The organism is Candidatus Hydrogenedentota bacterium (assembly GCA_012730045.1).
GTDB lineage: Bacteria > Hydrogenedentota > Hydrogenedentia > Hydrogenedentales > CAITNO01 > JAAYBR01.
The window spans coordinates 64995-86776 of sequence record JAAYBR010000111.1; the positions used below are offsets into that span (position 1 = coordinate 64995).

The 21782-nt window shown below is 68.3% G+C and carries 21 protein-coding genes; 8 read left to right on the top strand and 13 right to left on the bottom strand.

The window, feature by feature from the left end:
- Positions 1–62 precede the first annotated feature (62 nt).
- The 3 genes from GXY15_12710 to maf are packed head-to-tail and all read left to right on the top strand — an operon-like array spanning position 63 to position 2277.
- Positions 63–728, top strand: a complete 666-nt coding sequence (locus GXY15_12710; protein ID NLV42070.1) for a hypothetical protein — start codon at positions 63–65, stop codon at positions 726–728.
- Positions 725–1672, top strand: coding sequence for an outer membrane lipoprotein carrier protein LolA (locus GXY15_12715; GenBank protein ID NLV42071.1), 948 nt, complete (start codon positions 725–727; stop codon positions 1670–1672). Before GXY15_12710 ends, GXY15_12715 begins: the two co-directional genes overlap by 4 nt.
- Positions 1672–2277 (top strand): septum formation protein Maf, encoded by a 606-nt coding sequence (gene maf, locus GXY15_12720; GenBank protein NLV42072.1) that lies wholly within the window; start codon positions 1672–1674, stop codon positions 2275–2277. Before GXY15_12715 ends, maf begins: the two co-directional genes overlap by 1 nt.
- A 77-nt stretch (positions 2278–2354) precedes the next feature.
- Here maf and GXY15_12725 read toward each other — a convergent pair whose 3' ends face one another.
- On the bottom strand, positions 2355–3242 hold the full coding sequence (locus GXY15_12725) for a hypothetical protein (GenBank protein ID NLV42073.1): 888 nt from the start codon (positions 3240–3242) through the stop codon (positions 2355–2357).
- A gap of 735 nt (positions 3243–3977) precedes the next feature.
- Between GXY15_12725 and GXY15_12730 the strand changes: the two genes are divergently transcribed.
- Positions 3978–4922, top strand: a complete 945-nt coding sequence (locus GXY15_12730) for a HEAT repeat domain-containing protein (GenBank protein ID NLV42074.1) — start codon at positions 3978–3980, stop codon at positions 4920–4922.
- A 47-nt stretch (positions 4923–4969) separates the two neighbouring features.
- Here the strand turns inward: GXY15_12730 and GXY15_12735 are convergent, their stop codons facing one another.
- The 7 genes from GXY15_12735 to GXY15_12765 are packed head-to-tail and all read right to left on the bottom strand — an operon-like array spanning position 4970 to position 10417.
- A complete protein-coding gene (locus GXY15_12735; GenBank protein NLV42075.1) occupies positions 4970–5347 on the bottom strand; it encodes a hypothetical protein in 378 nt (125 codons plus the stop codon).
- Positions 5344–6204 (bottom strand): hypothetical protein, encoded by an 861-nt coding sequence (locus GXY15_12740; GenBank protein NLV42076.1) that lies wholly within the window; start codon positions 6202–6204, stop codon positions 5344–5346. Before GXY15_12740 ends, GXY15_12735 begins: the two co-directional genes overlap by 4 nt.
- A 1-nt stretch (position 6205) precedes the next feature.
- A complete protein-coding gene (locus GXY15_12745; protein ID NLV42077.1) occupies positions 6206–6649 on the bottom strand; it encodes a biopolymer transporter ExbD in 444 nt (147 codons plus the stop codon).
- Positions 6650–6653: 4 nt separating this feature from the next.
- Positions 6654–7289 (bottom strand): MotA/TolQ/ExbB proton channel family protein, encoded by a 636-nt coding sequence (locus tag GXY15_12750; protein ID NLV42078.1) that lies wholly within the window; start codon positions 7287–7289, stop codon positions 6654–6656.
- Positions 7290–7293: 4 nt separating this feature from the next.
- Positions 7294–8184 carry an acetylglutamate kinase gene (gene argB / locus GXY15_12755; protein NLV42079.1) on the bottom strand — a complete coding sequence of 297 codons (891 nt, stop codon included), beginning with the start codon at positions 8182–8184 and terminating at the stop codon, positions 7294–7296.
- Positions 8185–8198: 14 nt separating this feature from the next.
- Positions 8199–9407, bottom strand: a complete 1209-nt coding sequence (gene argJ, locus GXY15_12760) for a bifunctional glutamate N-acetyltransferase/amino-acid acetyltransferase ArgJ (protein ID NLV42080.1) — start codon at positions 9405–9407, stop codon at positions 8199–8201.
- On the bottom strand, positions 9404–10417 hold the full coding sequence (locus GXY15_12765; GenBank protein ID NLV42081.1) for an N-acetyl-gamma-glutamyl-phosphate reductase: 1014 nt from the start codon (positions 10415–10417) through the stop codon (positions 9404–9406). The genes argJ and GXY15_12765 overlap by 4 nt, the downstream gene beginning before the upstream one ends.
- A gap of 253 nt (positions 10418–10670) precedes the next feature.
- Here GXY15_12765 and GXY15_12770 point away from each other — a divergent pair, with 253 nt between their 5' ends.
- Positions 10671–11777, top strand: coding sequence for a YjgP/YjgQ family permease (locus GXY15_12770; GenBank protein ID NLV42082.1), 1107 nt, complete (start codon positions 10671–10673; stop codon positions 11775–11777).
- Entirely contained in the window at positions 11774–12862 is a 1089-nt protein-coding gene (locus tag GXY15_12775) for a YjgP/YjgQ family permease (GenBank protein NLV42083.1), read from the top strand. The genes GXY15_12770 and GXY15_12775 overlap by 4 nt, the downstream gene beginning before the upstream one ends.
- Before the next feature lie 146 nt (positions 12863–13008).
- Here the strand turns inward: GXY15_12775 and GXY15_12780 are convergent, their stop codons facing one another.
- The 4 genes from GXY15_12780 to GXY15_12795 all read right to left on the bottom strand — a co-directional run bounded on the left by GXY15_12780 (position 13009) and on the right by GXY15_12795 (position 16608).
- Complete coding sequence (locus tag GXY15_12780) at positions 13009–13302, bottom strand: (2Fe-2S) ferredoxin domain-containing protein (protein NLV42084.1); 294 nt, start codon at positions 13300–13302, stop codon at positions 13009–13011.
- Between the two features lie 34 nt (positions 13303–13336).
- Positions 13337–14425 (bottom strand): pyridoxal-phosphate dependent enzyme, encoded by a 1089-nt coding sequence (locus GXY15_12785; protein NLV42085.1) that lies wholly within the window; start codon positions 14423–14425, stop codon positions 13337–13339.
- 45 nt (positions 14426–14470) lie between these two features.
- Positions 14471–15454 (bottom strand): DUF1559 domain-containing protein, encoded by a 984-nt coding sequence (locus GXY15_12790; GenBank protein NLV42086.1) that lies wholly within the window; start codon positions 15452–15454, stop codon positions 14471–14473.
- A 134-nt stretch (positions 15455–15588) separates the two neighbouring features.
- Positions 15589–16608 carry a glycosyltransferase family 2 protein gene (locus GXY15_12795; protein NLV42087.1) on the bottom strand — a complete coding sequence of 340 codons (1020 nt, stop codon included), beginning with the start codon at positions 16606–16608 and terminating at the stop codon, positions 15589–15591.
- Positions 16609–16619: 11 nt separating this feature from the next.
- Here GXY15_12795 and GXY15_12800 point away from each other — a divergent pair, with 11 nt between their 5' ends.
- On the top strand, positions 16620–17360 hold the full coding sequence (locus GXY15_12800) for a glycosyltransferase (GenBank protein ID NLV42088.1): 741 nt from the start codon (positions 16620–16622) through the stop codon (positions 17358–17360).
- Here GXY15_12800 and GXY15_12805 read toward each other — a convergent pair whose 3' ends face one another.
- Positions 17361–18752, bottom strand: coding sequence for a hypothetical protein (locus GXY15_12805; protein NLV42089.1), 1392 nt, complete (start codon positions 18750–18752; stop codon positions 17361–17363).
- Positions 18753–19201: 449 nt separating this feature from the next.
- Here GXY15_12805 and GXY15_12810 point away from each other — a divergent pair, with 449 nt between their 5' ends.
- Complete coding sequence (locus GXY15_12810) at positions 19202–21592, top strand: glycoside hydrolase family 95 protein (GenBank protein NLV42090.1); 2391 nt, start codon at positions 19202–19204, stop codon at positions 21590–21592.
- Positions 21593–21782: the final 190 nt, after the last annotated feature.

A 21782-nucleotide genomic window follows, 5' to 3' on the forward strand; every position in this document is an offset into this window, starting at 1 on the left:
GCATGATTTATGATAGGGGAAAAGCGGCGCCCCGCCCCGGGGCGGAGCGCGAGGAGCAGCACATGCGTCACGACAAGATGGTCTCGGAGGTTCTCGGGCAGGAGGTGGCCCTGTCGCCCAGCGACCTGATGTCCGCCGAAATCCGCGGCACCCTCTTCGGGGGGTACGACAAGGCCGAGGTGGAGATGCTGCTGGAGCGGGCGGCCAACGCCCTGGAGCAGGCCCTGTCGGAGAACCGGCGGCTGCGCCAGCAGACGGAGGACCAGCGGGAGCAGCTCGTCCAGTACAAGGAGATGGAGGCCACCCTGCGGTCCGCCCTCATCAGCTCGCAGAAATACAGCGAGACGCTGGTGAACTCGGCCAAGGCCCAAGCGGACGCCCTCATCGAGGAGGCCCGCCTCATCAAGGCGCGCGCCCAGTCCCAGACCGCCGAGCTCCCCGGCATGCTGCGCGAGGAGATTTTGCAGCTCAAGAACCTGCGCGACCGCACCCGCCAGGACCTGGAGGCGATCCTCAAGACCCACGAGGCCATGCTCAAGCGTGTCACCCCGGCGGAGGCGAAGCTGGAGGCGGCGATACAGGAGGAGAACCGCAGCCATTTCATGGACCTGGGTGGGGACCATGAGACGGCGCCGCCGAAACCGCCCGCCGCCCCCCCCTTCCAGGCCGCCCCCGGCGAGGGCGCCGGGTCGAGCATTGACTTTGGCGGGGAGGACGAGCAGTCATGACGGCCCTCATCCTGTCCTGCGCCTTCCTGCTTGCAGCCCCCGAAAACGATGTGGATGCCTTCTTCCGGGAATTCGCCGCGAAACGCGACGGTATCGCCGCGCTTCAGGCCGCATTCACCCAGAAGACCATCCTGCCCGATGAAACGCTGGAGGCGAAGGGCACCATCCTTTTCGTCAAGCCCCGCCGCATCCTCTTCCGCACCGAGGATCCGGAGCGCGTGACCCTGGTGGACGACCTGCAGGGCTACGAGTATGACCCGGAAATCCGGCAGCTCCAGGTCTTCGACATCGAGGCCAACCCCCGCGCCGACATTTTTTTCCTGGGCTTCACCAACGACATCAACCGGCTCCGCGAGGCCTACGACCTCACCCTCTTCGACGTCGAGGGGGAGCCGAAGGGAAAGCACGGCATCCGCATCCGCCCGAAGGCCGACTCGGGGGACGAGGCCTATTTCGTCGAGGTGAACCTGTACCTCCGCGACAAGGATTTTCTGCCCCACCGCATCCATATCCAGAACGACGAGGAGGCGCAGGTGGTGATCGAGGTCGCCGAACCCGACACGGCGGTGCGGCCCGAACCGAAGCAGACCCAGATTTTCGTCGAGGAAAAAACGAAGATCGTCGAGAATGACCGGGTGCGCGAGGTGGTGGGCCCCGGAGGCCAGTGGATGCCGGACGCGATTCTCCTGCCGCCCGAAATCCAGACGGCCGCCCCGGCCCCCGCGCCGCCCACGGCGGAAGAAGCGAAGGCTCCGGAGGCCGCCGGGACGCCCGATGCGCCCGAGGAGGCCGCTCCCGCCCCGGCGGAGAAGCCGGAAGCCGCAAAGGCGGTGGAAGCCCCCGCGCCCCCCGCCGACACGGCGGACGAGGCCGCCCCGGCGAAACGCAACCCGAAGCAGATCGGTGGGAAGAAGGCCTCCCCGGACGCCGGAAAGGACCGCTGATGCGGGTGGTGCTGGCCAGCGCGTCCCCCCGCAGGAAAGCCCTGCTCGCCGCCCTCGGCATCCCCGTCGAGGTGCGCGTCAGCCACGCCCCCGAGGTGGACCACGGACACGACCCGGAGGCCGTTGTGACGGCGAACGCCCGCGCCAAGCGCGACGCCGTGCTGCCCGGCGTGGAAGGCGGCGCGGTGGTGGTGGCGGCGGACACGCTGGTCTTCCTGGACGGGGAGGTGCTCTCGAAACCCGCCGATCCCAGCGAGGCGCGGAACATGCTCCGGCGGCTGTCCGGGCGCACGCATGAGGTGGTCACCGGCCTGGCCGTGGCGAACACCGCCGCGGGCCGCGCCGCCGAGGGCAGCGAAACCACCCATGTGACATTCCGCGACCTGTCGGACGGCGAGATCGCCCGGTTTGTGGAGGTGGTGAATCCCGTGGACCGCGCGGGTGCCTACACCGTGGACGGGCCGGGCAGCCTGCTGGTGGCCCGCTACGGGGGCTGCTTCCAAAACGTGCTGGGCCTGCCCATCGTCCGGCTGGACCTGCTTCTGCGCGAGACCGGCGTCCAACTCTTCGACCTCATCCGCCCGGAACTCGCCCGTTTTCTTTAGGCGCAAGTCCGGACAGGGCCGGCGGAACGCCGGTGCTACGCAGTGCCCCCCAGACCCAATACCCTAAACCCTATCCCCTAAAGGGTTTCCCCCGTCTCCGCCGTGCGGTACTGCCCCTGCATGACCGGCTTGGGGTTCTTCCCGCAATAGACCTCGAAGAGGCGGTTGTCGCCGTCCGTGGCCGCTTTCAGGGACACCGAGCTTCCCATGAGGACCGGCCCCTTGAAGGCCACGTCCAGCCGCTGCGGCTTGTCCGCGGGCAGCGCGGGCAGCGTGGAGGCGCATTTCGCCAGGGACCACATGCCGTGGATGATGTCGCGCGGGAAGCCGAAGAGTTTCCCGAAGGTCCAGTGCAGGTGGATGGGGTTGTAGTCCCCCGTGATCTTCGCATAGCGGCGGCCCGTGCTGGCGGCCACCTTCCAGCCGGCCTCGAAGTTGGCCGATTCCAGGGCGCTGAAGCGGAGTTTGGGGCCGCCCTCCTGCGGCTCACCGAAGCGGCCGCGCACGATGTAGCCGCTGGCGCACTCCCACACCACCGACCCGCCTGCCTCGATCCGGGTGTTCACGTCAAACTCCAGCCCCGCCTTCACCGCGCGGCCCTCGCCGACCCAGCAATGGATGTCCAGCGCCTCGTCGGGCCGGATTTGCCGGTGCTGAAGGATGCTGTTCCGCGCATGGATGCCGCCCATCGGCGCCAGCGGAAAACCGGGGTCCGACAGCATCGCGAAATGCAGCGGCGCGGCCATGATATAGGGATAGGTCACCGGCACGCCGGCATCGGCGGAAAACCCGCACACGGCACAATAGGTCGCCAGCCGTGAAGCCTCCACGGGCGACCCTTTCCAGTCCGCCACGGTCTCCGGAAGCGCCTCGCCCGCGCGCAGTTTGTTCCCCCGCTTCGTGAACACACGCCAGTAAACGGCCCCCATGTTGGGACGTTCCTGAAAGACAAGCTTGACGGACATGGCACTATTCCTTCTTCTGATGCGTGGGCGCGGATTTATTGAAAATCCAAGAAACCGGGATTTGAATAGGATACCCTGCGGAGCCCCCCCGGGGCAACTCGGGTGCCTGACGCCTGATCGCCGGATAAGTTGTCGCATCCGTCAGCGACATTCCGAGAACGTGATCGCTTCCTTCGCTTCGCTCGTTCGCAATGACGGTGATTTCTGCGGTCATCGCGAGCCCCAGACCACCGTGGACGGGGAGACCGCCAATGAACACTGACGGCTGCGGGAGCGCCGGAAACGTAGACGCGCCTTCCAGGCGCGTTCTTTGGGTTAACGCATGACCCAAGAACGCGCCTGGAAGGCGCGTCTACATTGCGGGCGTTCTCGCCGACTTACTTCATTAGCAGGAGGCCGCCCTGCGGCCGACGCGGCGGCCTCTTGTCGGAATGGCTGCGGTCTGGCGCATCTCCCGGGGGAAGAGCCTCCTGTTTCGCATCCGGCGCTCGCACCCCGTGGCACCCCTTGACAACAAAAGAGCGCTCTGTTAGGGTGGTCCTGACAGGCAGGAAGATGGCCCCGGTTTTGGGGAACACCGAGGAACGGAACATGGCCGCTTGGACGGGGAAATCACGAGGGTTGTCGGCGGTCTTTCTCTGTGCGGCGGTACCCCTGCTGGTGTTGGCGCAGGCCCGTGCCGAGGAGAGCCCCCCGGCCCCTCCGGAAGCGCTCCCCGCCACGACGGAGGCGACCATGGACGCCCTCCGTGCCCAGGTCGTCCACCGGCCTCCCGGGACGGACTACTCCCCCCTGAAGGAACAGGCGCTGGTAGACCACTTGGCCTCGTTTGGCATGGACGCGGTTCCCGCGATTCTTGCACGGATCAAAGAAGAATATACCGGACAGATACTGCACCTGTACTGGTCCGCCCTCGGCCGGATTCCCGGCGAGGAGCTGGACCACATTCTGGTGGACATCTTTCTGAACGATGGGGGGCGGCGGGAGAAAGCGCTCAACACACTCGCATCCAGACGGGCACGGTTTGGCCCGCTTTCCTTTCCTCTGTCCGATGCGGCGATAAACCTGCTGGTGGACCGAATCAACACCCCCGAAAGGGTGTACTGTAGGTCGGCGGTCGTTTTGCTGGGCATGAGTGGCAGGAACGACCCCGGAAAACGTTTTCCCCCAATCCTCACCCGGTTCAAGGCGGACGTGCGATACGATGGGGAATACCCGAAAAACACTATGACCTATCTTTCCCCGCGAACCAGTGCCCTTGCTTGGTATCTTTCGGCGTTTCGAAGCATGGGCGAGACGGCCTGGCCGCCACTGCGCGAGGCCATTCAGGAGTCCCGCGTCCGCGGGGACGCGGAGGTGGAAAAATGGCTGTGCATGGCGGCGGGCTATGCCTGCGACCCGGAAGCGGCGGATGCGCTGAAACAGGTGGTGCTGCACGACCCCGACCGCTATGTGCGCCTGCTCGCTATCCGCGCCTACGCCAGGTCCGCCGGACAGCGGGCCGTGCCGGTGCTGGAGTCCCTTCTTGACGATCCCACGGTCGGGGAATACGACGACCATCCCTTTATGGAACCGTATTTGATCGTTGCCCAGACAGCCCGCGAAGAACTGTACAAGCTGGCCCACCCGGAAAAGTACGACAATGGTTGCCGAGGCGCGTCCGGAGGGGGCAAAGAATGACTCGCCCCTCTGGGCGGTGACTGAAGGGACAGGACCGGCGGTGAAGGTCAGTGCCTGCGGCGGGGGCCGCGGCCGGAGGCGCCGGGGCGCTTGCGGCGGGAGGGGTTGCGGCGGGGCTGTTCCTGTTCGGGGGGCTCGGGGTCGGGATGGAGGGCGGCCTGCCGCTCTTTGCTGCGGCGGACGAGGCGGTCCTGGGCCTCTTCGGCCACGTTAATGCTGCCGCAGCGGGGGCAGGCGGAGTGTTCGCCGGAGCCGGTGTCGAGGTAGAGGTAACGGCAGTAGGCGCAGCGCCAGAGGTCCTGCTTTTCGAGGACGCGGTAGGCGCGCTGGGTGCCTATCTCGGTCCACACCCACACGGCCACCGCCCCGAGAAGCAAGAGGATGCTGTAGAGGACGACGGCGGTGGTGAGGGAGATGGTGATCATGGCCGCCCCCCCGCCGGGGAGATGAACAGCACGCCCATCTGGTCGAGGCCCGCCTGCGCTTCGGGCAGGGGGGCGAAACGGTACTGCATGACGGCCTCGCGGACGGCCCCGCCCAGGGCCTCCCCGGCCAGGTCAGCGTTCCAGACGTTGAGCACGCGGCCCTCGGGGCTCACGGTGACGACCAGCTCCACGGGCCACCGGGCGTCGCGGGTGAGGCGCACATCCCACAGCCCCTTGACGGGGGGCGCGAAGAGGAGTTCGCGGTCGGCGGGGACGCCGTCCCAGACAACATAGCCCTCGTAGCCCTCGGCGGGGCGGTGGCGGGCGGCGATGGTTCTGGCGGCGGCGGGCGGGGCCTCCCCCGGAAAGGCCAGCCTGCGGAGGGACTGGCCGAAGTCCTGCAGCTCGCGGCTGAAGACGCCCCAGGTGTCCGTGGGCCGGCGGTCCGCGAAAACGCGCTCCAGCAGGTCGCCCGCGTCGCCGGCCTCGCTGCGGACCCGCAGGCGCTCCATCTCCCCGGTGCTCAGGGCGGGCAGCTCGATTTCCGGGGGGCCGTCGAGGGGGGAATCGGACCCGCGCAGGCGCAGTCCGGGCACCGGGGCGCCCTCGTAGAGTTCGCGGACGGGGTCGGCGGGCGGGCGCGGCACGGGGGCCTCGGAGACGATTTCGAGCCGGTAATAGGTCGGCGTTGGGCTGGGAAAATACACAACGACCCGGAAGACGGTCACGAAGGAGAGGTGGACCAGCAGCGACACGGCGCAGGCGGCGGCAAAGCGGCGGCGCATCCGCCGCGCGGGGTCCGGACGGGATGCGTCCGGCGCGGGGGAACTTCCGGCGCGGGGCGTCGCTGCGGCCATGTCATTCCCCTGGCGGGTCGGTGTGCTGCGCCGCGATGCCGTAGTGCGTGATGCCGAGGTTGTTCGCCATGCCGAGCACGTACACCAGCCGCTCCGTGGGGACGCTCTTGTCGGGGCGCACGAGGACCAGCGCGTCGGGGTTGCGGTTCTTCAGCTCCAGCAGGACGCGCCGGAGGTCCACCCAGGAGGTGATCTCGGCGTCGTCCGCGAAGACGGGGCCGCCGCCGTCGGGCCCGCCGGCCCCCACGCCGAGCGTGATGCTGAGGTTCTTCTTCTCCATCTGGGCGGCGCTCTCGCTCTTGGACAGCTCAATGGGGACGGAGGTCTGGACCACGAAGCTGGAGGAGAGGAGGAAGAAGATGATGAGCTGGAAGGTGACGTCAATCATGGGCGTCATGTCGAGGGTGGCGCTGACCTTCCTCTCGCGTTTCCGCTTGATGATCATGGCGTCAGATCTCCCGGTCGCCGCGGTTCCGGGTGAGCAGGTCAATGAGTTCGGAGGAGCTGGCCTCCATCTCGACGATCATGCCCTCGACCCGCGACTGGAAGTAGTTGTAGAAGATGACGACGGGGATGGCGACGGCAAGGCCGGCGGCGGTGGTGATGAGGGCGTTTCCGATGCCCTCCGCGAGGTCGGAGGGGTTCACCTGGCCGCGCTTGTTCTGGATCTGGTTGAACGCCAGAATCATGCCCTGGACCGTGCCCAGCAGGCCGAGCATGGGGGCGATGGTGGCGCAGGTGGCCAGGCCGGAGAGGTAGCGCTCCAGCCGGGGAATCTCGAAGCGGCCCGCGTCCTCGAGGGCCTCCCGGATGTCCTCCTTCGGCCGGTCGTGCTTGAGGATGCCCGCCTTCAGGATGCGGGCCACGGGGGCGTCGGTCTCGTCGCAGATCTCCGCGGCCTCCTGGGTCCGGTTCTGGCGGAGCACCTGGCGCATCGTGTCCATGAACTCGCGCGTGTCAATGTCGGCGCGCCGCAGGGCGACGAACTTCTCCAGGATGATCGCCAGGGCGATGAGGGAGCACAAAAGGATGGGCCACATCAGGATGCCGCCCTGCTCCATGATGGTGATCGGATCCATGCTCATGGGGTCACTCTCCGTTTCCGGCCGCCACGTCGTGGCTGACCAGGGTTCCAAGTCCCTTGTCGGTGAATATCTCGAGCAGCATGCTGTGGGGCGTGCGCCCGTCAATGATGTGGGTGCGCCGCACGCCCGCGTCCAGCGCCCGCAGGCACGCGTCCACCTTGGGCGCCATGCCCCCGGAGATCACGCCCTGCTTCTTCAGCGTCTCCACGTCGCGCGAGTGCAGGCGGTGGATCAGGGAGTCCGGGTCGTCCTTGTCGCGCAGCAGGCCCGGCGTGTCCGTGAGGAAGACCAGCTTCTCCGCCTCGAGGGCCGCGGCGATGTCGCCCGCCGCCGTGTCGGCGTTCACGTTCCAGGTGCCGCCCTCGCGGTCCGTGGCCACGGGCGCGATGACGGGGATCATGCCGGCGGCGCACACGGCGCGGATGACCTTGGTGTCCACGGAGGTGATCTGGCCGACGAGGCCGATGTCCTCGCCGTCCTCCGTGTCCACCTTGCGGGCGGAGAGCATCTTGCCGTCCTTGCCGCTCAGGCCGACCGCCTCGCCTCCCGCCTGGTTCATCAGGTTGACGATGTCCTTGTTGACCTGGCCCGAGAGCATCATCTCCACCACCTCCATCGTGGCCTCGTCGGTCACGCGGAGGCCGCCCGCGGTGAAGCGGGAGGCGATGTTGAGGCGCTTGAGCATGCCGTTGATGGCGGGGCCGCCGCCGTGCACCACGATGGGGTTCATGCCGACATAGCGCATGAGCACGACGTCCTGCGCCGTGCTGGCGCGCAGCGCCGGGTCGAGCATGGCCGCGCCGCCGTACTTGATGACGACGGTCTTCCCCTCGAACTCGCGGATGTAGGGCAGGGCCTCGATCAGCACCTGCGCCTTTTCAATGACTGTCTGCATGGGCGCCCCCCGTTCTAGCTGCGGTAGTCCGCGTTGATGCTCACGTAGTCATGGCTGAGGTCCGAAGTCCACCAGGCCGCGCGGCCCGCCCCCTCGGACAGGAGGACCCGCACGCGCACCTCGCGCCGCTTCATGCGCTCCGCGGCGTCGGCCTCGGCGTAGTCCGTGGGGCGGCCGTCCTGGAAGATGGTCAGCCCCTCCAGCACGATGCTCATGCCCGACGGGTCGAACTCCGCCCCCGAATACCCCGCCGCGCAGGCGATGCGGCCCCAGTTGGGGTCCTCGCCGAAGAAGGCGGTCTTGCAGAGCTGCGACTGGGCGATGCTCCGGGCGACGAGGCGGGCGTCATCGTCCGTCGCCGCGCCCTCTACGGTGATCTCAATGAATTTCGTGGCGCCCTCGCCGTCGCGCACCAGCGCCTTGGCCGTCTCGGCGCAGAGCGCCTCCAGCGCCTCCGCGAAGGCGTCAAAGTCCGCCGTGCCCGGTGCCAGGGGCGCGCCCCCGGCCTGCCCGTTCGCCAGGCAGAGCACCGTGTCGTTGGTCGAGGTGTCGTTGTCCACGCAGATGCGGTTGAAGGTGCGCTCCGTGCAGTGGCGCAGCAGGGCCTGAAGGTCCCTCGGCGCCAGCGCGGCGTCCGTCGTGACAAAGCAGAGCATGGTGGCCATGTTCGGCGCGATCATGCCCGAACCCTTGGCGATGGACCCAATCCGCACCGCGCCGCCGGAAAGCGGCACCTCCACGGAAAACTCCTTGGGCACCGTGTCCGTGGTCATAATGGCGCGGGCGGCGTCCGCCCCGCCCTCCGGCGAAAGGGCCGCCGCGCAGGCGCGCACCCCCTTCCCGATCCGGTCCATGGGCAGGGGCACCCCGATGACGCCCGTGCTGCACACCAGCACCTCCGTCACCGGCACGTCCGCCGCCGACGCCACGAGCGCCGCGATGGACTTGACGTCGTCCAGCCCCGGGTCGCCCGTGCAGGCGTTCGCGTTGCCGCTGTTCACAAACACGGCCCGGCCCGCGCCGCCGACGCACACGCCCTGGTCCCACAGCACCGGCGCGGCCTTCACCCGGTTCGTGGTGAAGCAGCCCGCGACCGCCGCGGGGGCGTCGCTGACGATGAGCGCGCAGTCCAGCCGCGTGCCCTGGGGGTTCTTGATGCCTGCGGCGGCCGCGCCCGCGCGGAACCCGCGCGGCGCGCACACGCCCCCGGGAAGGCTGTTCATGGGGTCATTCCTCCGAAACGGAGCCCTTCGGACTCGTCGAGGCCGAACATGACGTTGAGGCACTGGAGGGCCATGCCCGCCGTGCCGCCGACAAGGTTGTCTATGGCGCTGACGATCAAAAGGTTCCCCGTGCGCCGGTCGTAATGCCATCCGAAATCGCAGTAGTTCGACGCGCGGACGTTTTTCACCTCCGGCAGGATCCCGGCGCCCAGCACGCGCACGAAGGGCTCGTCCGCGTAGGCCGCATAGTACGGCGCGGGGTCAAACTCCCGATCCGGGCGCACCGTGATGGTCGAGAGGATGCCGCGCGTCAGCGGCGCGACATGGGGCGTGAACTGCACCGTCACCCGGTTCAGCAGCTCCTGCTCGATCTCGGGCACATGCTGGTGCACGCCGGGCTTGTAGGCCTTCAGGTTCTCGTTCATTTCCGGGTAGTGGAACGCCTCGTTCAGCGTCCGGCCCGCGCCGGAAATGCCGGAAACGCTGTCCGCCACAATGGGCGTGGCGCCCAGCGGCGCGTCCAGCAGGGGGCGCAGGGGCATGATCACACTGATGGGGTAGCACCCCGGCACGGCGACCAGCTGCGCGTCCCGCAGGGCCTCACGGTAGAAGGGCACCAGCCCGTAGACCGACTCCGGCAGCAGCCCCGCCGCCGTGTGCTCCTTCTTGTAATACTGGAGCCACAGGGCAGTGTCTTTCAGGCGGAAATCCGCGCCGATGTCCAGCACCCGGGCGCCCGCCGCCCGCAGCGCCGCCACGGGCGCCATGGACTGGCCGCCCGGCACGCCGACGAAGACGGCATCGCAGCGCGCCGCCAGGCTGGCGGCGTCAAAGGTCTCGAAATGCAGGCCGCACAGCTTGCGGAACGCGGGCAGCACCTCGCCGACCGCCTCGCCGGAGGCGCTGGTCGAGGCCACCGCCACGACCTCCACCCCGGGATGGGCCAGCAGCAGGCGCAGGAGTTCGCGTCCGCCATAGCCGGTCGCCCCGACAATACCCACTCGTATCACGAAAGAATCCCCATGGGCCCAGGAAAAGGACCGGCCCGGTTGCGGAAGCCACACCACACAAAAACACAAGATATGGCTGATTATAGGAGTGCGGGCACAACTTCTGCAACAACCGGGCGAAAGAGCGCGCCCGAAAAGGCACGGCTGTCCGACTCGTCAGACCGGTCAGACCCGTCGGAAAAACAGTCTCGAACCCCCGGCTACCCCGGTCCCGCCCGGATTGGCTATAATCCCGGTTACCAAAGGGACGCCTGTGACCGTCATTTCCCGATACAACCTCCGCCTGATCGCCGTGCCCGCGCTGATGTCCGCGCTGGTGATCGTGTTTTTCCTGACCGGGGGCGCCGTGCGCACCCAGATGCGGGCGGTGATGGAGCTTATCCCGGCGGACCAGATCCGCATGTGGGACATCACGCGCATCTCCGCGTTCACCACGCCCATGCTCTCCGGCTATGTGATCCCCATCACGTTCCTGCTGGGGATCATGATGGCCTTCTCGCGCCTCGCACGGAACAGCGAGCTGACGGCGATGAAGGCGGCGGGCATCCCCCTGAAGCGGCTGGTGATGCCCGTGGTCCTGCTGGGGGTGCTCCTGAGCGGGGCGTCCTTCTTCATCCAGAACACCGCCCAGCCCTTCGCCCACCGCCATCTGGTGTCCCTTATCTCGCGGGAACTCCCCCTGCGGGTGACGATTGACCTGCTGCCCGCGGGGGTCATGCACACCTTCGGCGACTGGCGGGTCTACATCGGCTCCCGCGACGGCAACGGCGTCCTGCACGACATCATGGTGCTCCAGCCGGACGGCGAGGGGGGCGCGAACGCCTTCTACGCCGCGACGGCCCGGCTGGTGCGCGAAAACGGCCAGCCGATGCTGGAGATGCGGCAGGGCTACCTCGTGCCCGCGGACCCGACGCGCCATTTCACCTTTGACATACTGCGCAAGCCGGTGCCCCCGCTGGTGGCGGACAAGTCCTGGAGCTCCAAGGACGGCATGACGCTGGGCGAACTGCTGGCACTGGAAGACGAGCTGGAACAGCTCTTCGCGGAGACCCAGGCCCTGCCCGTGGCGGGCGACCTGCGCTCGGTCCGCATCCACATCAAGAACCGCATCGCGTTCCCCCTCATGTGCCTGGCCGTGGCGCTGATCGCCGCGCCCGTGGGCGCGCGCACGCGCAGGGCGGGGCGTTCCTACGCCTTCGGCGCGGGGCTGGTGATCCTGTGCGGCTATTTTGTCCTGCGCAAGGTGGCGGAGCCGCCCTTCCTCGCCTCCCTGTCCCTGACCGTGCTGATGGGGCAGCTGCCCAACCTCGTGCTGGGCGCGGCGGGCCTGTTCCTCCTCTCGCGGGTGGACCGAATATGACCATTCTCGACCGCCACTTCGCCGTCCGGCTGCTCTCCGCCATCTGCATGATCCTGGTCTCCCTCGTGCTGCTGGTGGCGGTGATTGACATCCTGGTCACCCGCCAGGACAACATCATCAAGTATCAGGTGCCCGCGCTCGTGGTTCTTCAGTACTACCTTTTTTTCACCCCCACCATCCTCTTCGAGTTCCACGCCGCGGCCATCGGGGTGCTCATCGCGGGGCTGGTCGTCATGGGCCGGGCCGCGCAGGACAACGAGATCACCGCGGCCCTGGCCGGCGGGGTGAGCCTGATGCGCATCGCCCGCGCGCCCGTCGCCGTCGCCCTCCTGATTGCCGGGGGGGCCTATCTTTTCGAGGACACCGTGGGCGTGGCCGCCAGCCGGCGGCTGGAGGAGATAGACGCGCGGTATTTCTCCAAGATCAGCGACACCAACCGCGCCGGGGTGAGCTGGAAGAACCTGTCCGGCGGGTGGTCCTGCCACATCCTCACCTTCAACCGGCGCGCCCGCACGGGGCAGGACGTGTACCTGCACCGGATCGCCCCGGACCGGGTGGACGAAATCCGCGCGGGGCGCATCTTCTGGGACGAGGCGCGCGGGGAATGGATGCTGGAGAACGGGCGGCAGGCCGTGTTTGACCTGACGCGCGGCTGGGAGGTGCGCGCCAACCGCATCACACAGGCCCCGGCCCCCTTCACGGAGACGCCGGAGGCCCTCTTCGCCCTGGAGGCCCCCTCGCGCACCAAGACCGCGCGCCAGCTCGCCGCGGACATCCGCAGCGCCGCCGCCATGGGGGTCCCCGTGCTGAAACAGCGGGTGGAATACCATCTCAAGTTCGCCCAGCCCGCCCTCTGCCTCGTCATGATCCTGCTGGCCGTCCCCTTCGCCCTGCGGCTGCGCCGCGGCGGCATCGGCATCGGCTTCGGGGTGGCCGTCGCCATCGGCCTGGCCTACCTCTCCGTCTTCTACGCCGGCATCGGCCTCGGCTACCTCGACAAACTCCCGCCCGCCCTGGCCGCCTGGCTCGCCAACGCCGTCTTCTTCGCCCTCGGCGTTGTCCTCTTCAAGCGCTCCGCCACCTGAACGGCGCGCAACGGACGAACACGGACGGACACGGACCCGCACGGCAATGTTCGATCTGTCCATACCGTCCACATCGTCCATTCCGTCCACAACAGCGCGCGCCACTGACGCCCCCCGGTCTCCCTTCAGCAGTTCCAGAAACCCTTCTATTTCTCCCCAGCCAAGCTTCGCAGGATTTCCGGAAGGTCCTCCGGCGTCACGCCGGCGTGCCACACGTTGTCGGGAAACACCATGAGGTTGGGGCCCTTGGCGCAGCGGTTGAGGCATCCCGAACGGCTCACCCGTATCTTCGCCGACAACCCCAGGGCTTTCACCTGTTCCTTGAGCGCCGCATGGAGTTCCGCGCCGCCCCGCGCTTCGCAGCAGGGCCCCTGGCCGTCTTCGCGGTGGTGCACACAGACGAACACGATCTTTTCGTAGGGCACCGGCTGGGTTTCCATGGGTATCCTTCTGGCGCGGGGGGCGCCTGTGCGGTCAGTCGCGGTCCAGCGGCTGGACGGGCTGATCGAAGTATGTCTGCAACAGTGCGGGAAGACGGCGGTATTCCCCGGATGGGGGCTCCGGCCCGGAGGGCGGGCCGTTGTAGGTGTTCCAGAAGAGCGCGGTCTGGCCGCGCAGCCGGCCCGACGCCGCGTCGGCGTGCAGGGCCGCCAGCGCCTTGCCGGTGTAGGTGCCCTCAAGGGAAAGCCCCATACGGGCGCGGGCAAAGCGCACCATCTCCGCCGACTCCGGGGTGTACAGCGCGTATTCCGCGCCGAAGAATTCGTCCCGGATGCGGAACCGGTCCCCGTCCAGCGCGCACTCCGGAAAGGCGGGGCACGCCTCCCGCAGCAGGCGCAGGGTCCGGGCGAAAAGCGCCGCCGCGTGTTCCGGGCTGGTGTGGGGGGCGGTGGTGACGCGCACGGCCTCGACCCGGGTCTTCAGCCCGGCGGCGGCCAGTCCGAGGGCCAGACCGACACAGGTGCCCATGGTGCCCGAGGGCACATAGAGCGCGTCGGGCTCGGGAAGCAGCCCCGCGCGCACCTGTTCGCGCAGCTCAAACGCCGCCTCGACAAACCCCAGCGCGCCCGCGGGGGATGACCCGCCGGGGGGAATCACCGTGGGCATGAGGCCGTCGCGGTCCGTGTCCTCCCAGAAACAGCGGACCGCCTCCCTTGACGTGTCGCGCCACGCGCAGGGCCGCAGCCGGGCGCCCGCCGCCAGCGCGCGCAGCAGGTTGCGCCGCACAGCATGGGCGTTGTGCTGGGGGCCGAGGATGCTGGTGCAGCGCATGCCCAGGGCCGTCGCATGCACCGCCGTGGCCAAAGCGTGGTTGGACCCCGCCCCGCCGAAGGTGATCACGGCCTTCGCCCCGCGCGCAGCCGCCGCGCCCAAGAGCCAGCCCAGCTTGCGCGCCTTGTTGCCTCCATAACGCGGCGAGGTGGCCTCGTCATGCTTGATGAACACCCGCGCGCCGCTGTCGGAGAAGGCGTCCGTCTCCGTCACCGGAGTGGGCAGTTCGGCCAGGGGCAGACAGGGAAAGGCCGCCGCGAGTTCTGGATACAACCGGTGCAACAGGGTCATGGCATCCCCAATCACCGCAACACGGCGGAATGTGCCGGGTGCGGCCTATTGCTGCATGACGACGTTTTTGACGCCCTGCAGGGCCGCCACGCAGTTGGCCACGCCGACGTTGACGGGGGCGATGCCGGTTCTGTTGTAGCGGAGGAACTCCACATGCCCGTCGAGGAACAGGATGTTTGACCCGCCCGGCACATGGTTGTACAGGCTGGCATCCACGCCGATCATGTCGCCCATGATCCAAATCTGGCTCTGGGCCTGCGAGGAGGCGCCCGGGTTGTTGATGTCCGTGACCAGGAAGCGCTCGATGCCCTCGCGGAGACGGTAGACAGTGTTGCCCGTGCCGTTGCCGATGCCGGGGTCCACTTCAAGATCCACATCCGCGCGGGACGTGTCCCGGTTGATGAAGAAGGGGGTCACCATCCACAGGACCCCGTCCAGCACCTGCTTGGGCGCCGTGCCGGACACCTGCAGCCCGGGAATCATCGCCTGTGCCATGGCAAGCGACTCCTGCGGGTCGTCGGTGTCGGTGCCGCCGGCCTTGTCGAAAAGCCAGCCCAGATAGAGATAGCTGGCGTCCGCCAGGTGCATGCCCCGGTTGGGATCCTGGCAGGGAAGCGCGATGTCCGTTTCATTCGTGACGGGATTCTTGGTGTCCTCCGCCTTGTGCTCCGCGTCGGAGGGGCAGATCAGGATGTTCGGGTCCGTCAGGTACTCCGGATACATGGCCGAAACCAGCGGACCCGCCGCCAGCACGCCGCGCTTGCCCGTCAGGGGGAACCCGGCGGTGTTGCAGTCGAGCGTCTGCTGGTCGGTCAGCGTCACGGGCGGCAGTTTCGATCCCGAGGACTCGCCGCTGTACATCTTGAAGATCAGCCCGAACTGCTTGAGGTTGTTCTGGCAGGAGGACCGGCGGGCGGCCTCGCGCGCGCGCGCAAGCGCCGGGAGCAGGATGGCGGCGAGAATGCCGATGATGGCGATGACCACGAGCAGTTCGATCAGGGTGAATCCACACTTCTTCATCTCGGGAATCCTTGTCGTTTATGAATATAATAACAAGTAAGCAAGGTTAATTATGCCTGTCAACAAGTTGACCGTTAGGTGCCACCCCCTCATGCTAGCATACCTTCCCGGAAAAATGCCATAGGCTTTCACAGTTGCGGGCATCACTCCGCCCCCGCGTCGCCGCCGGGCGGGGGCAGCAGGGCCTCAGTGTCGGAGCTGGACTTCCGGCCGAAGAGGCCGAGGAAGGCGCAGGTGAAGAAGAGCTGGACCCCGGCGATGCCCAGCGCGGCGCCGAGGAAGGCGAGGCGGAGGGTATCCATGCCGAGGGACACGGTCTGCTGCGGGGTCGGCGGCGCGGCGGCGTCCCCCGCGCACGCCCGAAACAGGGCGGCGGCCAGCACCGCCATGCCCACCGCAAAGGTGGACAGGCTCACGAGCACGCCGTTTTCGAGCATGATGAAACGGCGGCACCGGGTGACAATCCGAGACAGGGTGCTGTCGTCGTGCCAGCGGGGGTGCTTCACCCGGTCCTGGGCTGTCAGGCCCAGCAGGAGAATCTGAAGGCCCAGCACCACGGAAACGAGTCCGCCGAGCCCGCCGAGGACCGCCGGCACCGGCGGCAGGAGGCTGAACCCGGCGAGGATGCCTACGAGCCCGCCCGCGGCCAGCAGCAGCCCCGGCAGGAAGAACAGCCACAGCGGGGCGTAGTGCAGCATGAGCTGGAGATGGCGCCATCCGTCGCGGAAGGAGCGAAGGTGCGGCTCGCGGCCCCGCTGGTCGCAGTGGAAATGGATGGGGATCTCGGCGAAGCGCAGGCGGTGGTGGGCCGCCTTGAGAATCATCTCGGAGGCGAACTCCATGCCGTCGGAGTGGAGGTCGAGCCGCGCCAGGGCGTCGCGGCGCACGCCGCGCAGGGCTGCGGCGAATTCCGGCACATAGGCGGGGTCGTAGGACAGGTCGGCGTCCATGAAGACGACGAAGTCGCCCTCCGCCGCGTCAAGCCCCGCGCGGAGCGCGCGCCCGTAGCCGCGTCCCCGCACGGGCACCACCCGCGCGCCGGCCTCTTCCGCCAGCGCCACGGAGGCGTCGGTGGACCCGTTGTCGGCCACCAGCACCTCGCCTCGCAGCCCCGCGCCGTCGAGGGCGGCCCGCGTCTTGATTTCGGGGGCGGGTCTCCGCATAATCACGGGCCATGTGGAAAGACAAGCGCGTATCGGTCATATTCCCCACGTACAACGAGAAGGACTCCATCCGGGCGGCGGTGCTGGACTTTTTCGCGTCCGGCTGGGTGGACGAGGTCGTGGTGGTGAACAACAACGCCGCGCCGGGCACGGACGAGGAGGTGGCGGGCACGGGGGCGCGCCTGGTGCATGAGGCGCGGCAGGGCTACGGCCACGCCATCTGGCGGGGGCTGGAGGAGGCGGAGGGCGACCTGCTGATCATTTCGGAGCCGGACGGCACCTTCTCAGGGAACGATGTGATCAAGCTGCTGGCGTTCAGCGACGACGTGCCGGTGGTCTTCGGCACGCGCACGGCGCGGGAGTTCGTGTGGGAGGGGGCGAACATGGGGGTGTTCCTCAAGTGGGGGAACTACGCCGTGGGCAAGCTGATGGAGTTCCTGTTCAACACGACCTTCCTCAGCGACGTGGGCTGCTCCATGAAGCTGCTCTCGCGGGGGGCCTATGAGACGGTGCGGCCCCATTTCACCATCGGGGGGTCGGCCTTCGGGCCGCAGCTCATGCTGCTGGTCATCCTGTGCGGGTTCCCCTTCGTCGAGATTCCGGTGAATTACCGGAGACGTGTCGGGGTCAGCTCCGTGACGGGGAGCAAGGTGCGGGCTTTCTTTCTGGGGATGGAGATGATCGGCATCATCCTGCGCTGCCGGCTGGATTCCTGGCTCGGGAAGTTTCCCCCGCCCGCGGCGGGGGGCTGATCAGGGCAGGCGCATCGTCCGCGCGGCAAGCCGGGAGGAAAGAACGGCGGACCCGAGGAAGATCCCCAGCACAACCATGCCGTCCGGCAGGACGGCGAACGCGGCGTGCAGCCACCCGTGGACGGCGGCCTCCTCCAAAAACTCCCCATGGAGGAAGGTCTTCGCTGTGGCCACCTCGACGCACACCCAGGTGAGCAGGTAGAACATGCCCAGCCGGGGATCCTCCCGCCGGGCGACGCCCCGGACCGCCAGCGCCACCGCCCACACCCCCGCCAAAAACAGCGCGGTCTTGGGCATGGCCTCAAAATAGTCCGGCAGGTCGTCCACGAGGTCAATCATGACATGGCAGAAGGTGACCGTGACCGCCGCCTGCCACAGGAGCGCGGGGGCGCAGAGGCAGGTCACGGCGAGCAGGCCGCCGATGACGACGAAATTGTCCGTCATGCGGGCTGCGGTATGGGCGGCACCCGCCCACGGGCCGCCACCCTGCGCCGCCGCCGAGAAGGCTTCCGCGAGAAGGCCCGGGGTCGCATAGACAATCAGCAGGACAAGAATCACGAAAAATATCCCCCGCAGGAGCGCCACGCGCGGCAGCGCGGGCAGCGGGGCCTCATCGCCATGGCGCGCGATGTGCGCGCGGTTCCGCCAGGCACACCAACCCCAGACCGCCCCAAGCAGGGCCCCGAAGGTGAACTCCATCATCTTCCACCAGCCGAACCACTGCTGGGGCACGGGCAGCGCGTCGCCGTAGGCCATCCACAAAGCGCCCCCGCCGAACCCGAAACCGCCCCCCGCCAGCCCCCACAGGGCAAACCGTCCCGGGAGGAAGGGCCCCTCCTTGGGGCGCCTGGCGTAATACCAGGCGAGAAACGCCAGCGCGGAGGCGAGCAGCCCCGCCCAGGACTCCTCGCGGGGCTCGTTGACCGGGTCGGAGAAGTAGACCATCTGCGGCAGGTTGATGAGACGCCAGCCGATGTAGAACGCGGGCATGGCAAGGAGAAACGCGAGGATGTGGTCGCGCCGCGCGATGCGCCCGCCCTCCAGACCCGCACCGAGCACCGCGCCGCCCAGCAGCCCCCACACCGCCCCCTTCAGGGTCAGCCCAAGCAGCCCCCAGGCGAAGGTCTCCGGGTGTTTTAACAGGCCGATGGTCTGGCCGTAGGTCACCTCGCCGCCAAACCCAACCCCCACCGCGCCGAACAGGGCAAGCAGCGCCGTCTCCGGGACGGGACGGTCCAGCAGGAGCCCGAGGCAGAGCCCCATCATGGCGCCGGGGATCATGGCCCCGCAGGGCCCCCCGCCAATGAACCCCCGCAGCCCCCACCCCAGCAGAATCGCCAGGCAGGGAAACAACACAAAGGTCAGGGGACTTGGCTCGACGGCACGGCGCATACTGTTTACCCTCATGGATGGACCAGTCGCTTCGGGCTCCGGCGCGGCCGTCCACCGCGCGCTTGTTCCTCCGCCGCCGTCCGAAGGCGGTCCCCTCCTATGATCCGGTTCAACGCGGGCGATGTCAACTTTTCCCGCGGAGGGAGCAGAAAGCGGCACCCGTGCCGCCCGCATCCTCTCCGTGTCTCAGCGTCTCCGCATTTCTCCCTTCCGGAAAGACTCACACGGAGCCGCAGAGGCACAGAAGAAGACAGAACGGCCACCCCCCGCCCGTATCCCTGGGAACGCCACTCTCCCGAGTGGCCTCTGCCCCGTCCCCCCATCTGCGCGAATCTGCGTGATCTGCGGATACTCCTGCCTTCCCAGGTTGACCGCCCGGCGCGGGCGTGTGTAGAGTCAGGCCATGTTCCGGGGCCGGAACGGCGGCGCCGGACAGGGAGAACGGTGCCATGATGGGTGTGATCGGCCTGATCGCGGTGCAGGCGGCGCTGTGCGCCGCGCCGGATGCGGCGGTGGCAGAGGGATCCGGGTGGGTGATGCCCTATGACGCCCCGGCGGAAGTGTGGACGGAGGCGCTGCCGGTGGGCAACGGCCGCCTGGGCGCGATGGTCTTCGGCGGGGTGGCCGAGGAGCGCATCCAGCTCAACGAGGACTCGCTGTGGTCCGGGGGGCCGCAGGACGCGGACAATCCGGAGGCGCTGAAGCACCTGCCCGAGGTGCGGCGGCTGCTGTTCGAGGGCAGGGTGGAGGAGGCGGAGAAACTGACGATCCAGAGCATGGTCTGCAAGGGGCCGGGCTCGGGACTGGGAAACGGGGCGCAGGTGAACTTCGGCTCCTACCAGACCCTGGGCGACCTGCGGTTCACGTTCGAGGACGGAAAAGAGCCGTCGGACTACCGCCGCACGCTGGACCTGGACTCCGCGACCACCGGCGTGTCCTACCGCATCGGCAAGACGCGCTTCACGCGCGAACTGTTCGCCAGCCACCCGGACCAGGTGATCGCAATCCGCCTCACGGCTGACAAACCGGGCAGGCTCTCGTTCTCCGTCGGCCTGGAGCGCGACCCAAAAAACAGTTCGCGCCCCTGGAAGAACGACTCGCGCATCGCGCCGTTTGAGACGTCCGAGGACCCCGATGCCCGCGTGGAGGCGGTGCCGCTGGAGGGCGGCGTGCTGGAGATGTCCGGGCGGGCCTGGCAGGGAAAGGGCATGGCCTATGCCGCGCGGCTGCTGGTGCTGCCGGAGGGCGGCACGGTGAAGGCGGAGGGCGCGCGCCTCGCGGTGCGCGAGGCGGATGCGGTGATCCTGCTGCTGGCGGCGGCCACGGATTACCGGGGCGGAGATCCCGGGGCAAAGTGCCGCGAAACGCTGGACGCCGCGCGCACACGCCCGTGGGACGAATTGCGGGCAAGGCATGTGGCGGACCATCAGTCCCTGTTCCGGCGGGTGGACCTGTCGCTGGGGCCGGACCCCACGCCCGGCGCGACGATCCCCGCGCGGCTGCGGGCGCTCCACAAGGGGGCGGCGGACCCGTGGCTGGACGCGCTGTATTTCCAGTACGGGCGCTATCTCCTCATTGCGTCGTCGCGCCCCGGCGACCTGCCCGCGAACCTCCAGGGCATCTGGTGCGACCATTTCCAGGCGCCGTGGAACTGCGACTACCACCACAACATCAACGACCAGATGAACTACTGGATTGCGGAGCCGGGCAACCTCTCCGAATGCCATCTGCCATTCCTGGAGTTCATCGAGACCCTCCAAACGCCGGGACGGAAGACCGCGCAAACCCACTACGGCGCGCGCGGCTGGGTGGTCCACACGATCTCGAATGTCTGGGGATACACCTCGCCGGGCGAGCATCCGGGCTGGGGGCAGTTCACCGCCGCCGCGGGCTGGCTCTGCCAGCACCTCTGGGAGCATTACGCCTTCACGCGGGACCGCGCCTTCCTGGAGCGGGCCTATCCCGTCATGAAGGACGCCGCGCGGTTCTATCTGGACTTCCTGGTGGAGGACCCGAAAACGGGGCTGCTGGTCACCGCGCCGTCCAACTCGCCGGAGAACAAGTACACCACGGCGGACGGCCAGACGGCGGGGGTCTGCGCCGGGCCGTCCATGGACATGCAGATCCTGTGGGAGCTGTTCGGCAACTGCGCCGCGGCGGCGGAGCTGCTCGGCGTGGACGCGGAGTTCCGCGACGAGGCGCTGCGCGCGCGCGCGCGGCTTGTCCCCCCGCGTGTCGGGAAACACGGCCAGCTCCAGGAGTGGATGGAGGACTACGACGAGCCCGAGCCCGGCCACCGGCACCTATCGCACCTGTACGGCCTGCACCCGGGGAGCCAGTTCACCGTGACGGGCACACCGGAACTGGCGGCGGCCGCGCGGGCGTCGCTGGAGCGGCGGCTGGCGAACGGCGGCGGGCACACCGGCTGGAGCCGCGCGTGGATCATCAACTTCTGGGCGCGCCTGGGCGAGGGCGGCAAGGCCTGGGAGAACCTCCAGGCGCTCTTCACCAAGTCCACGCTGGATAACCTCTTCGACACCCACGCCCCCTTCCAGATAGACGGGAACTTCGGCGGAGCGGCGGGCGTCGCGGAAATGCTCCTCCAGAGCCACGCCGGGGAACTGCACCTGCTGCCCGCGCTGCCCGCGGCCTGGAAGGACGGACAGGTGAAAGGGCTCCGCGCGCGGGGCGGATTCACCGTGGACCTGGCATGGCAGGACGGCAAACTGACCTCGGCCACCATCACCCCGGACGCCGACGGCCCCCTGCGGGTCCGTTACGGCGGCACGGTCCGAGACCTGGAAGGCACCGCCGGGAAGGCGGTGGAGGGGGCCTTCTGAGGATGGGCGTGAAAATTGCCGCTGCGGCCCCAGTCGTTGGTCAGGCGGGGGCTTCGTGCATGTGAAGGGCGCAGCAAGCAGCGCCCCTACGTGCGGAAGCACTGGGGCGTGCGTGAAGACATCGGGCATACTCTTGTAGGGGCGCTGCTTGCCGCGCCCTTTCTTCGCGCCAGAAACGCTGTCCAGCGGC